Source organism: Ruegeria sp. HKCCA5929, from assembly GCF_013034525.1.
Lineage (GTDB): Bacteria > Pseudomonadota > Alphaproteobacteria > Rhodobacterales > Rhodobacteraceae > Ruegeria.
On record NZ_WQGE01000008.1, the window covers coordinates 149,813 to 164,707 of the forward strand.

Consider the following 14,895-nt stretch of genomic DNA (forward strand, 5'->3'; position numbering starts at 1 on the left):
ACGTCTAATTTTCGGCCGTCACCTTGAAAATCTGGAACGCAGCGCCGGGTGCGCCCTGAATACTGCTGAGGTAATCAGGCACCTCGCCTTCGACCAGCCGAGTTTGTAGGCCACGCCCTTCCGACGCCCATGCCCAGAACTCAGCCCTTGGCGCTGACGTGCAGAGCATAACGTAGTCGACACCCAGCTCAGCCAAGCGCGGCGCGGCTTGCGAGGCTTCGATCCGGAACAGGTCAATTTGCGCCAGAATACCGGCCTGATTCCGATGGTAGTTTCCGCCCAGAACCGAATGGTCCGTGTATCGCAGCACATGTGCGGCAAAGTCGAAATCAACCAGAATCATGCCGCTGGGTAGACTTTGCAAAGCGGCGTAGGCTTGAGGTGTGCGGCAAGAGGCACCTGCTTCTGACGTATCCTGCCCAACAGCGGCGGTCGAAGCGGTGAACGAGGGTCGCGAAAGCGCGCCGATCTGTTCTTCCAAACTGATGCCGACTTTGGGCGAGGTACAGATTACAAACGCCACCATCGCCAGACCGGCAGCCATTCGGCGATCCCGTGCGTAAGACACATAAAGCACGCGGAGAATCTGTGCCTGAACCGCCACAAGCGAAACGCTCAGGAAGGTCATCATTCGGCTCTGGTAGAGGAACACAACGAAACCGGCAGCAATCAAGGCCAGAAACAAGGTGTAGTCCAATCTGGCCTGCGATCTTGCGGCGAAGGCAAGTGCCGCGCCCATCGAAAGAATGGACATGGCGATCAAAGCCACGGCTTCACCTCTGTGTCGCTCGAGCACGACTGAGATATTCTGAGCCTCAGCCACCTGGCTCAACCAGTAATCCCGCATATCCTGGGGCAGAGCGTCAATTGGATTGCTGAGACAATGCGGGGCAAACGCAAACGCGACGGCAAGTGTCACCACAGCAAGCGCCATGCAGGCCCCGAACCGACCCGGAACCGACCAGCCAGAGCCGATCCAGGCCGCAGCCAATAGTCCAAGCGCGGCAACACTTGCGGGCAGGGCCACGCTCAGGGTCAGTGCGTCACAGCTCGGGTAGAAAAACCCTTCTCGACCGGTTGTGACAAAGCTGGTCAGCGCAAGTGTCGCTGTCAACGCAGTCGCGAAGGTCATTGTGCGCTGACGAGAAGAGGCACCATTGGCAATCCAGTCGATGGCGCAGAAAACAGCGACAAGGGCGACCTGAAGGATCGACTCGGTACCGACGGACACTGAAAGCCCCAGGCAAACGCCTAGCAGCCCTGCCGCGTAAGACCTGTCTTTTCGCAGAACAAAAAACGCAAGCGCCGCTGCAAAAAGAAGGATCTGAAGATTGTGGTGATCGAACGAGAAATAATCGAACTTGCGAGAGTGTTCGAGTGTCAGAACTCCGATAACCAAAGCCGAGATAGCGCCCTCGCGTCCACCCAACACACCCCCTGTCACTGCAAAAGACCAAAGGGTTAGCGCGGCCAACAGCGCAGGCCAAGCAAAGGCCGTGATCTGAAAGGCGATTTCCGGTGCCATAACCGCGCTCAGCACACTATAGAGCCCGGCAATCGGGGCATCGACCAAACGCGACCAATGCATCAGGGTGCCGTCGTCGGGTCCCAACCGATGCTGATAGGGGTCAAACCAGCCCTGCCCTGCCGAAAGGTCACGCACACCAACCCAACGCATCACATCGTCAGATCCTTCGTAGTGGCCGCTGAGCGTCATCAGAACCACCAGCATCGCAAAGGCGCACAAGAAAGCCCACCGAACCAACGGGTCGGCGCAACTGCTATAACGCTTTTGCGATATCTGCATGCTTTTTAATCCTCGACAGCACAGTTTGCGCCAGAACTCTATCGCATGGGCGTGACTGAATTGAGGCACGCTGCACCGTGTGGGACCATGTTTTGACCGTAAATCAGTGTCACGCCATGAGGCCAAAGCAACCGGCGGTTTTCAGCCAGTGCGCGAGAACTCACCTAAGACGGTAAGCTCAGCTAACGCTTTCTTCTTCCAGGTGCAACTTCATCTCAATCAGGACCTGTTGCAACAGACTGGTTTCTTTCAGCAGCCGTTTGGCCTCGTTCACGGTAATAATGCCGTCTTCGATAGCAGCCTGATATTCTGTCATCAGCATCGCAAACCGCTGGCTGAGCGCGATCACGTCCGAATTTACACCACCTGTGCGTGGTTCGTCCGAGTTGCGATCACCATATGAAAGAGTGATGTTCTTCAGGTCAGCCAAAGCAGATGTCACATGCGGATAAGACGCTGCATTTTCAAGGCGAGCCACTGCATCCACAGGCATGAATCTGTCCGCATGTTCAGCATTGTCGGAGTAATATCGCCCTAATGTGGCCTTCGATTTCCCCGTAATTTCACATGCGGCCTCGATTCCGACGTCCTTGACCAATGCTTCAGTGTGCTTCTTCAGATAGGCCCCGATATCTGCCATTTTTTTACCTTTGTTACCTGCAAACGCCCGCCCGATGTCCAAACGGGGGAAAGCGTCGGGAAATTTCCCATAACTGAGTCATAATTGAAATGTCATACATTGACTATCCCTCAGATAAGCGGGGGATTTTGTGAGTGAGTGGCGGCAGTTCAAGCCGGTAATGAGTGATTGCGAGGTGGTATTGTTTGGCCTCGCTGCGTTTTGGCCACATGTTGGCCGACGGCGTCGCTGTTGCAGATGTGGGGGTTCCATCCCCTAGAGCGTAGCTCGGCCTCTGCAGAAACAACGGCGACGTCGCTCCATCAAATTGATTGCTGTCTTGTTCCTTTCCACCAAGCGATTTAGACCCGCGCCATGGCAAAGCTGTATTTCAACTATTCGACCATGAACGCGGGCAAATCGACCGTGTTGCTGCAAGCCTCGCACAACTATCGCGAGCGCGGGATGCAGACCTATCTGATGACTGCTGCTATTGACGGGCGTGCGGGTGCCGGTCGGATAGCCTCGCGTATCGGCATCTCGGAGCAAGCCGACACCTTCACTCCTGACGACGATGTATTCACTATGATTCAGAATCGCCTGAACAAAGGCGAGGTGGCGTGCGTGTTCATCGACGAGGCCCAGTTCCTGTCCGAAGAACAGGTCTGGCAGTTGGCACGCGCAGTCGATGATCTGAAAGTGCCAGTTTTGGCCTATGGGTTAAGGGTGGATTTTCAGGGAAAACTGTTCCCCGGATCAGCCGCCTTGCTGGCCCTTGCAGACGAGATGCGCGAGGTGCGCACAATCTGCAAATGCGGCCGTAAGGCCACAATGGTGATTCGTCAGGACGAAAACGGGAATGCCATCACCGAGGGTGCTCAGGTACAGATCGGCGGCAACGAGACCTATGTCTCGCTCTGCCGCAAGCACTGGCGTGAGGCGATGGGCGACTAAACCGGATTGGGCAGCGCCCTGCCTGCGACAAAGGCCGCGATGTTGTCCAGCGCCATGTGCCCCATGCTGCTGCGGACTTCTTCGGTGGCCGTACCCAGATGGGGCAGCAAGGTGACGTTTTCCATATCGCAGAGGGCCTGGGGTACTTTGGGTTCAAACTCGTAGACGTCCAGCCCCGCCCCTGCAATCTGACCGGATTGAAGCGCCGAGATCAGGGCCATTTCGTCCACGACCTCGCCCCGCGCAATGTTGACCAGGATGGCCGAAGCGCGCATCGCTTCAAGGACCTGAGAGTTGACCAGATGGCGAGTGTCGGCCCCGCCAGGAACCGCCAGCACAAGGAAGTCGACCGAGGCGGCCAGAGCCTGCAAATCGGGGATGAACTCTGCCGGAAAGTCCAAGTCCTTTGCGCTGCGGGACTGGTATGCCACCTGCATTCCGAACCCGAAATGACAACGCCGGGCAATGGCCTGCCCGATGCGGCCCATCCCAACAATGCCGACGCGCTTGCCGGTAACGTGATGTCCCAGCATCTGCGTCGGGTGCCACCCCTGCCACTGGCCCGATCGGACCAGCCGCTCGCCTTCGCCTGCGCGACGCGCCGTGGTCAGCAGCAGGGTCATAGCGATATCTGCCGTCGCGTCGGTTACAGCGCCAGGCGTGTTCGTCACCTCGACCCCTTTTGCGCGCGCGGCTTCGACGTCGATATGATTGTAGCCAACGCCGAAATTGGCCAACAGCTTGCAGCGCACTGTACCCGCATCTGCAAAAACCTGCGTTGAAAACAAATCGCCCAGTGTTGGTACAACAACGTCGAATTCCGACAAAGCAGACAGCATTTCCCGCTGCGACAAGGGCAGAGTGTTTTCACGTATCTCTACGTCGAACTCTGTACGGGCGCGGGCCTCGACCGCCGGTGTCATTGGGCGCGTGATCAGCAGTTTCATCAGTGCATCCGTCCGCCAATTGGAACTTTGCCATCCGGTCCGATCAGAACGATCTCACCGTTTTCATCGGGCAGACCCAGCACCAGAACTTCGGACATGAACTTGCCGATCTGGCGCGGTGGGAAATTCACAACCGCCATGATCTGTTTGCCCACCAGAGCCGACGGTTCGTAATGCGCCGTGATCTGAGCCGAGGTTTTGCGCTCGCCAATTTCGTCACCAAAGTCGATCCACATCTTGATCGCAGGCTTGCGGGCCTCGGGATAGGGTTCGGCGCGGATCACCTCGCCCACACGGATGTCGACCTTGAGAAAGTCGTCGAAAGAAATCTCACTCACGTGACAGCTCCTTGGATCGGTCAGTTGCGGCTTTGACGGCACGGTGCAGCAGGTCAGGGAACCCCTGTTCATCATGCATTAGCACCTCAAGCGCAGCTTGTGTTGTTCCGTTCGGGGAAGTTACGTTGACGCGCAGTTGCGTTGGATCATCCTCAGCCGCCATGGCCAACGCACCGGCCCCCGCGACCGTGGACTTGGCCAGTTTCATCGCCAGTTCTGCAGGCAAACCCTGCGCCTCACCCGCTGCGGCCAGAGTTTCGATCAGGTGGAAAACATAAGCCGGGCCAGAGCCGCTGAGGCCGGTCACGGCATCCATCTGCGCTTCATTGTCCAGACGAACGGTCTCGCCCACCGCCGACAGCAGGCTTTCAGCCAGTGTCAGATCATCTCCTGAGGCTTGGTTGTTGCCGATCAGTGCCGTGATACCCTGGCAGATCGCTGCAGGCGTGTTGGGCATCGCGCGAATGATCGGAGTGTCGTTGCCCAGAACGGTTTCAAATGTGGCAATCGATGTGCCTGCTGCCACCGAAACAAACAGGCTTTTACCACCGCCCAGCGCCTGAATGGCTGGCAATGCCTCGCCCATCATTTGCGGTTTAACGGCGACAAGTACCACAGCGGGCGCTTCGGGCAGTGGGGTGTTGATGTTGACACCCTGCGCTTTCAACCAGTCTGACGGGTACGGATCGATCACCCAAACGGACGCTGGCGGAAGGCCGTGTTCCAGCCATCCCGCCAGCATTGCGGACCCCATCTTTCCGCACCCCAGAAGCACAAGCCCCTGTTCGGCCACACGCGTCATGTCCATTTGCCCCTCCCGCGTTACATATCGGTTTGGGGCAAAGCTTTACGCCCGGCCGTAGGCCTCTGCAATGGCCACTTGCATGGCTTCTTCTGGCTCTCGATTACCCCAAGTCACCAGTTGGATCGCCGGATAATACCGCTCGGCGCTCATGACAGCGGCGGTGATCATCGTGTTGATCTGATCCGCGCTGGCTGTCTGTCCCCCTGCAAGGACCAGCCCATAGCGGTAGACCATCAGCTTTTGGTTTGCCCAATAGGTAAAGGCGCCTGCCCAGCACTGGTCATTCATCTTGTTGAGCAGCTCATAAAGCTGCATTTCACGCTCGGCCGGCGGCTCCATTTCGAACGAGCACACCATGCGCAGCGTTTCGTCATAGTTGGACCAGGCCAGAGTGATCGAATATGTCCGCCACTGGCCTTCGACGGCCATGGCAATCTGATCGTCCCCAATGCGATCAAAATCCCAGTCGTGATGTTCGGCCAGATGTTCAACAATGTCGATCGGATGAATGTCTTCTTCGAGATACTGCTCGGAAAGGGCCATAATGCCACCTCACTAATCTCTAGCATTTTGGGGCTGGCAGCGCCCCAGCGCTAGTTGCCTGCTCTACAAGCCGGGCTTCCCCCGTGGGCCTGTACTAAATATGGTGCGATGTGGCGTGAGTTCTGGCAACCCTATTTCTTGGGGATAACAGCAATAAGTTGTGGACAGTCGGCAACGGCGATCAAAATATTGGCAGTCGCACCAGCTTTGTCTTGATTAAATTCTGCGACGCGTCAAAATACACGTCACCGCACAATCCGGGCTGGATTGCGCGGCTTTAAGCTTTGTCCAGACAATTTGAAAACGGAAAACGCCCGGGCGTTATTTATCCAGTTTCGCCTCGAGCGCAGCAATGCGGGCTTCGAGCGCTGCGTTTTCTTCGCGCGCTTTCTGGGCCATGGCGCGGACAGCGTCAAATTCTTCGCGGGTAACGAAATCGCGGTCGGCCAGCCAGCGGTCGATCATCGACTTCATCGCGTTCTCGGCCTCTTCCCGCGCGCCTTGCGCCACGCCCATGGCGTTGGTCATCAGTTGGGACACGTCGTCCAGGATCTTGTTGCGGGTCTGCATGTGTACACTCCGGTCTCACAGTTTATCTGTATATGGGCAAAGAATGGCGCAGGCTCAAGGTTGACTTGCCCTGCAAACCCCGGGCAATGAGACGCACATGCAGGCTGTTCTGAACTTCCCCGATCTGTCGCCCGAATTGTTCTCGATCTCATTGTTCGGGATGGAGTTCGCGTTAAGGTGGTATGCGCTGGCCTATATTGCCGGGATTCTAATCGCCTGGCGACTTGCCGTTGTGGCGCTGCGGCGCCCTGCCCTATGGCCCGCGGATTCCCCTCCGATGAAACCGGATCAGCTGGAGGATCTGGTCACCTGGATCATTCTGGGCGTGATTCTGGGTGGCAGGCTTGGCTTTGTGCTGTTTTATCAGCCGGCCTATTACTTATCGAACCCTTTAGAGATTCTGAAAGTCTGGCAAGGCGGCATGGCGTTTCATGGCGGCCTGCTGGGCGTTATCCTTGCGTCCTACCTGTTTGCCCGCCGACATCAGATCCCCGCCCTGTCGCTGGGTGATCTGGTCGCCTACACCGTTCCGCCCGGCCTGCTGTTGGGGCGGCTGGCCAACTTCGTCAATGCAGAACTGTGGGGCCGACCAAGTGAGCTACCTTGGGCCGTGATTTTCCCCGGCTTCGCCGCGCAGGATTGCCCCGGCGTGGTTGCGGGAATGTGCGCAAGGCACCCGTCACAACTTTATGAAGCCGCGCTTGAGGGCGTGTTGCTGGGCGCATTGCTGCTGTGGCTGGTCTATCGCAGAGGGGCCTTTAAAAAACCGGGCATGATCATGGGCCTGTTTCTGGCGGGATATGGCGCGTCGCGTTTTATTATCGAGTTCTTCCGTCAACCGGATGCTCAGTTCGTGTCACCCGGCAACCCGCTGGGGCTGGCCTGGCATGTGGGCGGCTATGGCCTGACCATGGGTCAAATCCTGTCGCTGCCGATGATCGCGATTGGCCTTTGGTTTGCGCTGCGCGCGCGGCGGGCGGCATGACCCTGACCGATCATCTGGTCGCCCGCATCCGGCAGGATGGGCCGATGAGCGTGGCAGACTACATGGCCGAATGCCTGTTGCACCCCACGCTGGGCTATTACACAACCCGCGATCCACTCGGGTCCAAGGGGGATTTCACCACCGCGCCTGAGATCAGTCAGATGTTTGGAGAACTGGTTGGGTTGTCTTTGGCGCAATGCTGGATGGATCAGGGAAAGCCTACGCCGTTTACCTTATGCGAGCTGGGTCCGGGGCGCGGCACACTTATGGCCGACATTCTACGCGCGACGCGGGGAGTACCCGGGTTCCACGATGCCGCACAAGTGACACTGGTCGAGGTCTCACCGGCGTTGAAACAGGTGCAGGCCGAGACCCTGAAGGATTACGCGCCGACCTGGATAGACAGCGTCGCAGACCTGCCGGACCAGCCTCTGTTCTTGGTGGCAAACGAATTCTTTGATGCCCTGCCTATTCGTCAGTTTCTGCGTTATGGCGACGGGTGGAGTGAACGCTTGGTGGGTGAGCGGGACGGCACGCTGTTGTTTGGGCGGGGCCCAATCGGACCGCAAGCGGCGCTGAAGGACAGGCTTGCGGACACTAAAGACGGTGATCTGATCGAGCTATGTGCGGCAGCGATTCCCATTTTGACCGTGATTGCTGGTCGGATCGCGAGCCATGGAGGTGCGGCTCTGATCGTCGATTATGGCGACTGGCATTCGCTGGGCGACACGTTGCAGGCCCTGCAAAACCACGAACGCACTGATCCTCTGGCGGCACCGGGTCAGGCCGATCTGACGGCACATGTGGATTTTGAGCCTTTGGCCGAAGCAACCCGTGCCTGTGGGTGTCGCCATACACGCGTGACACCTCAAGGCGTGTTTCTGGAGCGGCTTGGAATCACAGCGCGCGCGCAGGCATTGTCCAAGGCGCTGAGCGGTTCTGAGCTGGATGTATTGATTGCCGCGCATCGCCGGTTGACGCACCCGGATGAAATGGGAAATCTGTTCAAAGTGATGGGCCTTTTCCCGGCCTATGCCGCCCCACCGCCAGGATTAGAGCCATGACACTGGAAATTCTGACATCAGACTTGCTGTCGCCAATGCGTCATGGGTTCTTTACCCGTCGCGGCGGGGCCTCGTCCGGCATCTTTGGCGGTTTGAATTGCGGCTATGGCTCGTCTGACCAGACTGAGGTCGTGGCGTTGAACCGCAAGCGGGTGGCGGACGCAATGGAGGTTACACCCGAGGCGATGATCGGTGTGCATCAGGTCCATTCTCCGACAGTTCTTACAGTTGAAGGCCCGGTTCAGGGCGAACGGCCCAAGGCGGATGCCATCGTCACCGCGACCCCTGGCCTCGCGTTGACGATTCTCACAGCGGATTGTCAGCCGGTTCTGTTTGCGGACCCAAATGCTCGGGTAATCGGTGCCGCCCATGCGGGCTGGCGCGGTGCGTTGGACGGTGTGCTAGAAGCCACGCTGGATGCCATGGAAACACTTGGCGCCAATCGAAACGACATTCGTGCCGTGATCGGCCCCAGCATTTCGCAACGCGCATATGAAGTGGGCCCCGAGTTTCTGGACGCATTCATCGCCGAATCTCCAGATAACACCCGGTTCTTTGCAAACGGACAGGATGACCGGCTGCAATTCGACCTGCCTTCTTTTGGCCTGCACAGGCTGCGGCAGGCTGGCGTTGGGCAATCAGAGTGGACCCGACATTGCACCTATTCCGACCCGGATCGGTTCTATTCTTATCGCCGTGCGACGCACAGGAACGAGGCCGATTACGGCAGGCTGATCTCAGTCATAAGATTGTGATTCAAACCCAGATTTAGGCACGCCGCCACTTTTCCGCCACATTTGTTGTGTTTACCAGACTCAAGATTCGTAACGAGTTTTGCCAGCAATCAGATGGGTATCTGACGTTCGTGTTTTGAACGCTGGCGTGTTGAGTGAAAGGACTGCGCCTATTTATTTCTTGTCTGCAAAACATCCCTGTTAAGCCTTATCCGTGCCGCAAATCGCCGTCACAAAAGGTTCATGAAGGATGTGGGAATGACCTTCCCGCGCAATGCAGGACCAGAAACATGAAACCCAAATCCCGCTTTCTCAAAGCCATGGTAGCCGCCACTCGGGACCATAAGCTGGAAATGCCGTGGAAACGGGTATCAAGCCATTCTGCCAGGGTTGCCAGCCGTATTGCGGCCCGGCGATGAAGCAGGAGAACCCCAAGACCAAGCTGCCGGTCTGAATACGGGGTAAACGCAAAACGGGCAGGCTCCGGCCCGATGTCGCGTAAGTCGTAAGTAAAAATTTGCGACTTTTTTCAGGAGTTTGTGTGTGTGCGGGCAATTGCCGCCCGTGAAGTACGAGTTTGTCTGGGGGGTCAATGTGTTGACCATTGGAAAGCGAGATTTGTCGCCATGCGGGGCCAGAACGGTCACCGTCCGAGGGTCTTCCATTCGTTTCAAGACAAAGAACCTGTTCGTCAGGTGGGCCTGTACGGGGGTACGCCAGGCCTGTTCGGACATTTGAGGGGACGGAATATTAATGACTATTCCTAATTCATTGGCCCGTGCGGCCAGAAATGCCATCGAAACGTCGGCCATGTTGCGGGAAGCACCGCGGCCGGTCGCAAAGCCCAAGGCGCAGCTGCGCCGATACGAAGTCAGCAGCCTGCTGCCAAACGGAGACGTGGCTCAGACCCGTCACATCGCACCTGCTCTGCCGATGTTTGAGGACGCCTTTTGCGCCTTTTCGCGTGGATCGCTGGTTGAAACGGAACACGGACCGATTGCGATCGAGGACCTGATGCCAGGCGATACGGTTCTGACGCAGGATGGCAGTTCGCAAACTGTATTGTGGAAGGGGTCGGTCACTCTGATCCCGGGGCGCGAGGATTCACGTGGGCGGACCCGCCCGCTGACTCGGATCATGGCTGACACGTTTGGGATGCAAAAGCCGATGTCGGGCGTAATCGCCGGACCAGCGGCGCGAATCGTCGGGTCTCCGGGGCATTTGCGGCACCTGCATGGCGGGGAACCGATTCTAACGCCGGTCTCTGAATTTCAGGACGGTATGGGCGTGATTGAAACAATGCCGCCAACGCCAGTCGAACTGTTTCACATTTGCCTCAAACGGCATTCCGTTATTCGTGTAGATGGTTTACAGTTCGAGACATATCACCCAGGTGTGAACGCGGTTCGCATGATCAGCCATTCGTTGCGGTCGATTTATCTGAACCTGTTCGCTCACATCGAGTCGCTCAACGATTTTGGTCCGCTGCTGATGCCGCGCGCCGGAGATGGTGAGATCGACGCGATGTCAGCCTGAGTGTGATAATAGGTACTGCATTATGGGGGGCATCATGCAGCTGGTACTAAGTTGGGTTCTATCCCTTGCGGTGGCTGCGATGCTGCCGCCAAACACCGCACATCCGAAACGTGTCGGCGTTACGCCATCCGGTTCATACGGTCTTCAAGAACGTCGAACGGCACGCCTGGCTCGTCTTTTGCGCCGCGGATAACAAGCGAAGTCTTGACGCTGGCCACGTTCGGCGTGGTCAGCAGTTCGCCGGTCAAAAACTGCTGGAAACTGCTAAGATCGGGTGCGACGCATTTCAGAATGAAGTCCACTTCGCCATTTAGCATGTGGCATTCCCGAACCAGCGGCCATTCGCGGCAGCGTTCCTCGAACGCGCGCAGTTCGGTTTCGGCCTGGCTGTCCAGCCCGACCATGGCAAACACCTGCACTTCGAATCCAAGCTCACGTGAATTGACCTCGGCATGATAGCCGGTGATATAGCCGGATTCTTCCAGTGTGCGCACCCGGCGCAAGCAAGGTGGAGCCGAGATGCCAACCCTTTTGGCCAGTTCGACATTGGTCATGCGACCGTCTGCCTGCAATTCCGCCAGAATCTTGCGATCAATTTCATCCAGCCGAGTCGTGACCATAAAATGCTCCTGATTTTTGCGGTTCTTATATCAGCCCCCTAGGCGCGCGCAATAATGTTTCGCACATGCGCAATTTTCTTTGTTTTCAAATCTCTCAATTCCTTCCTGTGCAGTGCACAGGGCCATGATCAGGATGGGGGTTTAAGCCGGGTCGGTCGGGCGCTATATCGGGGCAACGGGCTAACGGCCCAATTCAAGCAATTCGAGCGGGGTTAGCATGGCCGACACACGACACACCAAGGTTCTGATCATCGGGTCAGGGCCCGCAGGATACACCGCAGGGGTTTATGCAAGCCGCGCCATGTTGGAGCCTATTCTGGTTCAGGGGATCGAACCCGGCGGCCAATTAACCACGACGACCGAAGTTGAAAACTGGCCCGGCGATACCGAGGTTCAGGGCCCGGACCTGATGGTGCGCATGCAGGACCATGCAAAGGCGATGGGTTGTGAAGTGATCGGCGACATCATCAGCGATCTGGACCTCAGCCAGCGCCCCTTCACCGCCAAAGGCGACAGCGGCACAACATACACCGCAGATGCGGTTATCCTGGCCACAGGCGCGCGCGCCAAATGGCTTGGCCTACCGTCCGAAGAGAAATTCAAAGGCTTTGGGGTATCGGCCTGCGCCACTTGTGACGGGTTCTTCTATCGCGGGCAGGAAATCGTGGTGATCGGCGGCGGCAACACTGCTGTGGAAGAGGCCCTATTCCTAACCAACTTCGCCAGCAAGGTCACTTTGATCCACCGCCGGGATGAGTTGCGGGCGGAAAAGATCCTGCAAGACCGGCTGATGAAAAATGAAAAGATCGAACCGTTGTGGTTCCACGAGTTGGACGAAGTGATCGGCACTGACGCGCCTTTGGGTGTGGAAGGCGTGCGCGTCAAACATGTCAAAACCGGCGAGATTACAGAGATCCCGTGCAAAGGTGTTTTTGTTGCCATCGGTCACGCCCCGGCGAACGAGCTGGTCAAGGACACGCTGGAAACCCATATGGGCGGCTATGTCGTTACCAAGCCGGGCACTACTGAGACTTCGGTTCCGGGTGTATTCGCGGCAGGTGATCTGACAGACCACGTTTACCGTCAGGCCGTCACTAGTGCCGGTATGGGCTGCATGGCCGCGCTGGATGCCGAACGTTTCCTGGCCGAAAACGAATAATAGCGATCTTTGGTCCCCGACACGGGTTGGGGACCACGCCATGCCGCCTTGACCCTGTCACAGTGCCGTATCAGGATTGTCGAAAGACAGGCGAAAAACGGGTGAGCTTTTGAACAACGCTCTTTGGCGCGGCGGGTGGGCAACCCGACTTCGGATCGGCAGCGGCCTGATCCTGTTTGTCTTTGCGTTTTTTCACTTCATCAATATCGGCCTGGGCCTGTTTCATACCGATTATCTGCACGGTATGCAGGATGGCCGGAAAGAGGTGACGCGCCACGACGCCATGAGCGTACTTCTCTACGCGGCGCTGTTCGTTCATGCCGGTCTTGCCCTCGTGTCTATCGCGCAGCGCAGGACATTGCGCATGCCATTCAGCACAGCACTTCAAGTCGTGCTGGGCCTGCTGATCCCTTTGCAACTGATCTCGCACATTATTCACACACGGGTCGCGCATGAGGTTTATGACGTCAATGACGAGATGGGATACATTATCATCCTGATGTGGCCCAGCATTGCGGTCTGGATGCAAAGTGCGCTGCTTCTGATCGTCTGGGTGCATGGGTGCATCGGCCTGCATATGTGGCTGCGACTGACCAAATGGTGGTCGCGTTCCGTACCTTATCTGATCGGCGTCGCGGTCTTTGTTCCACTGTTCGCACTGGCTGGCCTGCTGACCGAAGGGCGCCGCATCTGGGCCGACTTTGCAGACGAGTTTCTGCGCGAACAGTATATCGAGCACTATAACTGGCCGTCCCCCGAAGCCTTTCAGACGCTGTTCAGCGTCAAAGACAACGCCCTGATGGCCTTTTGGATGGCTTTGGGCGTAACGGGCCTCGTGTTCATTGGGCGTAAATTATGGCGGCGCAGGCATTCCGTACGTGTCTCCTATGCCCGAGGACCCGAAGTGGTCGCGGAAAAGGGCATGACATTGCTTGAGATTTCCCAGGCCAACGGCGTCCCCCATGCGGCCTTGTGTGGTGGCAAAGGACGCTGCACAACATGCCGTGTCATAGTCGAAGACGGCGGCAACGCGTTGCCGCCACCCAGCGAGGTCGAGGCGCGCAGTCTGGCTGCGGTTGGCGCTTCGCCCCAGACGCGGCTGGCATGCCAGATCCGCCCCACAGAGCGGACCACCGTTTTCCGTGTCTTCCGACCAGATGGAGGACGCATTCGTGGACACGCCAGCCAGGGAGAGGAACGTCAATTGGCGGTTCTGTTTCTGGATATGCGAGGCTTTACCGCCCGCACAACGGGGCAGCTGCCCTATGACATCGTGTTTTTACTGAACCGGTTTTTTGATGCGGTGGTGCCCGCCATTACAGACGAAGGCGGAATCGTGGATAAATATATGGGCGACGGGCTGCTGGCGGTTTTTGAAAAACGCGATGCGGCAACCTCGGCCCGCGCCGGGTTAAATGCGGCGATCGCGATCAGCCGGGCGCTGGATCTGTTCAACGAACAGCTTGAGGCTGAAGGAAGCCTCGGAATACGCATCGGTATGGGATTGCATCTTGGCGATCTGGTCGTGGGCGAAATCGGCGCGCAAGGTCACGCCGCAAAAACAATCATCGGTGATGCAGTCAATGTGGCCAGCCGCCTGGAAAGCGAAACCAAAGCGCTGGGCGTCGAACTGCTGGTTTCCGACGAATTGCTGCGCGCCGCAGGTGTGGATGTGGCACAAGCAGAGATCAGAGCTTTCGAACTGCGTGGTGTCTCAGAGTCGATTCCCGCCCTGCCAGTGATGCGCGCCTCGCAACTAGAGCCAAACGGGCAAAAACAGGAACAGTCATACTCTGACTGAGGGAATTCATTCCATTTCGAAGAACCATGTCACTCGGCGTGCTTCCAAGTTAGAAATTCCTTCCAATTGAGGAAAAATCAGCGCATATCCTCCTTTGTTTCGTTAACGCTGGTGGACTTTGCCCAACAGTCGGTGCAAATGCCCCGAAAAAGACTGATACCCACCGGCTAATCAACACTGCGATAAGAGTTTTCTAATGACGATGTTAAGCAATCTGGCCCCAATCCCTGAACTCTATGTGTCTTATGACTCGGCACAGAAACTGAAGGTTGAGGCGGCGGATCTGACCAGCCATGACCTGAGCCCGCGCCAGATCTGCGATCTGGAGCTGCTGATGAATGGCGGCTTCAACCCTTTGAAGGGCTTCCTGACCGAGGCCGACTATGACGGTGTGGTCGAGAATATGCGTCTGG

16 protein-coding genes and 1 pseudogene are annotated in these 14,895 nt (G+C 57.3%); 8 read left to right on the forward strand and 9 right to left on the reverse strand.

Translation table 11 applies throughout. The features are described 5' to 3' along the window. Positions 1 to 4: 4 nt before the first annotated feature. Positions 5 to 1,807: a hypothetical protein gene (locus tag GOV90_RS17905; RefSeq protein ID WP_171091649.1), complete on the reverse strand. Its 1,803-nt coding sequence runs from the start codon at positions 1,805 to 1,807 to the stop codon at positions 5 to 7. A gap of 178 nt (positions 1,808 to 1,985) precedes the next feature. Then, entirely contained in the window at positions 1,986 to 2,447 is a 462-nt protein-coding gene (locus tag GOV90_RS17910) for a hypothetical protein (protein WP_171091651.1), read from the reverse strand. A gap of 354 nt (positions 2,448 to 2,801) precedes the next feature. Between GOV90_RS17910 and GOV90_RS17915 the strand changes: the two genes are divergently transcribed. Continuing rightward, a complete protein-coding gene (locus GOV90_RS17915) occupies positions 2,802 to 3,380 on the forward strand; it encodes a thymidine kinase (RefSeq protein WP_171091653.1) in 579 nt (192 codons plus the stop codon). Here GOV90_RS17915 and GOV90_RS17920 read toward each other — a convergent pair. The 5 genes from GOV90_RS17920 to GOV90_RS17940 form a co-directional block, all read right to left on the reverse strand. Further along, positions 3,377 to 4,327, reverse strand: a complete 951-nt coding sequence (locus GOV90_RS17920; RefSeq protein WP_171091655.1) for a D-glycerate dehydrogenase — start codon at positions 4,325 to 4,327, stop codon at positions 3,377 to 3,379. The genes GOV90_RS17915 and GOV90_RS17920 overlap by 4 nt on opposite strands. After that, positions 4,327 to 4,665, reverse strand: a complete 339-nt coding sequence (locus GOV90_RS17925) for a tRNA-binding protein (RefSeq protein ID WP_171091657.1) — start codon at positions 4,663 to 4,665, stop codon at positions 4,327 to 4,329. Before GOV90_RS17925 ends, GOV90_RS17920 begins: the two co-directional genes overlap by 1 nt. Continuing rightward, entirely contained in the window at positions 4,658 to 5,473 is an 816-nt protein-coding gene (gene proC / locus GOV90_RS17930; protein WP_171091659.1) for a pyrroline-5-carboxylate reductase, read from the reverse strand. Before proC ends, GOV90_RS17925 begins: the two co-directional genes overlap by 8 nt. Positions 5,474 to 5,512: 39 nt before the next feature. After that, positions 5,513 to 6,013: a YbjN domain-containing protein gene (locus GOV90_RS17935; protein ID WP_171091662.1), complete on the reverse strand. Its 501-nt coding sequence runs from the start codon at positions 6,011 to 6,013 to the stop codon at positions 5,513 to 5,515. A 321-nt stretch (positions 6,014 to 6,334) separates the two neighbouring features. Further along, positions 6,335 to 6,583 (reverse strand): accessory factor UbiK family protein, encoded by a 249-nt coding sequence (locus GOV90_RS17940; RefSeq protein WP_050604795.1) that lies wholly within the window; start codon positions 6,581 to 6,583, stop codon positions 6,335 to 6,337. Between the two features lie 97 nt (positions 6,584 to 6,680). Here GOV90_RS17940 and lgt point away from each other — a divergent pair, with 97 nt between their 5' ends. The 4 genes from lgt (at position 6,681) to GOV90_RS17960 (ending at position 10,902) form a co-directional block, all read left to right on the forward strand. Beyond that, positions 6,681 to 7,568 (forward strand): prolipoprotein diacylglyceryl transferase, encoded by an 888-nt coding sequence (gene lgt, locus GOV90_RS17945; RefSeq protein WP_171172876.1) that lies wholly within the window; start codon positions 6,681 to 6,683, stop codon positions 7,566 to 7,568. After that, positions 7,565 to 8,632 (forward strand): class I SAM-dependent methyltransferase, encoded by a 1,068-nt coding sequence (locus tag GOV90_RS17950; RefSeq protein WP_171091666.1) that lies wholly within the window; start codon positions 7,565 to 7,567, stop codon positions 8,630 to 8,632. The genes lgt and GOV90_RS17950 overlap by 4 nt, the downstream gene beginning before the upstream one ends. Next, on the forward strand, positions 8,629 to 9,387 hold the full coding sequence (pgeF, locus tag GOV90_RS17955; protein WP_171091669.1) for a peptidoglycan editing factor PgeF: 759 nt from the start codon (positions 8,629 to 8,631) through the stop codon (positions 9,385 to 9,387). The genes GOV90_RS17950 and pgeF overlap by 4 nt, the downstream gene beginning before the upstream one ends. Before the next feature lie 732 nt (positions 9,388 to 10,119). Beyond that, positions 10,120 to 10,902: a Hint domain-containing protein gene (locus GOV90_RS17960; RefSeq protein WP_171091671.1), complete on the forward strand. Its 783-nt coding sequence runs from the start codon at positions 10,120 to 10,122 to the stop codon at positions 10,900 to 10,902. Between the two features lie 119 nt (positions 10,903 to 11,021). Here the strand turns inward: GOV90_RS17960 and GOV90_RS17965 are convergent, their stop codons facing one another. Continuing rightward, on the reverse strand, positions 11,022 to 11,522 hold the full coding sequence (locus GOV90_RS17965; RefSeq protein ID WP_171091673.1) for an Lrp/AsnC family transcriptional regulator: 501 nt from the start codon (positions 11,520 to 11,522) through the stop codon (positions 11,022 to 11,024). Positions 11,523 to 11,739: 217 nt separating this feature from the next. Here GOV90_RS17965 and trxB point away from each other — a divergent pair, with 217 nt between their 5' ends. Continuing rightward, positions 11,740 to 12,681, forward strand: a complete 942-nt coding sequence (gene trxB / locus GOV90_RS17970) for a thioredoxin-disulfide reductase (RefSeq protein ID WP_171091675.1) — start codon at positions 11,740 to 11,742, stop codon at positions 12,679 to 12,681. A 70-nt stretch (positions 12,682 to 12,751) separates the two neighbouring features. Here trxB and GOV90_RS21255 read toward each other — a convergent pair whose 3' ends face one another. After that, complete coding sequence (locus tag GOV90_RS21255; RefSeq protein WP_253284647.1) at positions 12,752 to 13,000, reverse strand: hypothetical protein; 249 nt, start codon at positions 12,998 to 13,000, stop codon at positions 12,752 to 12,754. Between the two features lie 45 nt (positions 13,001 to 13,045). On the opposite strand from GOV90_RS21255, the gene GOV90_RS17975 reads away from it, so the two are divergent. Together GOV90_RS17975 and GOV90_RS17980 are read left to right on the forward strand one after the other, a co-directional pair. Beyond that, the gene (locus tag GOV90_RS17975) at positions 13,046 to 14,482 is read left to right on the forward strand and encodes an adenylate/guanylate cyclase domain-containing protein (RefSeq protein WP_253284648.1); all 1,437 of its coding nucleotides are present in this window, start codon (positions 13,046 to 13,048) and stop codon (positions 14,480 to 14,482) included. A gap of 196 nt (positions 14,483 to 14,678) precedes the next feature. Further along, a pseudogene (locus tag GOV90_RS17980) lies at positions 14,679 to 14,895 on the forward strand (adenylyltransferase); the annotation flags it as partial.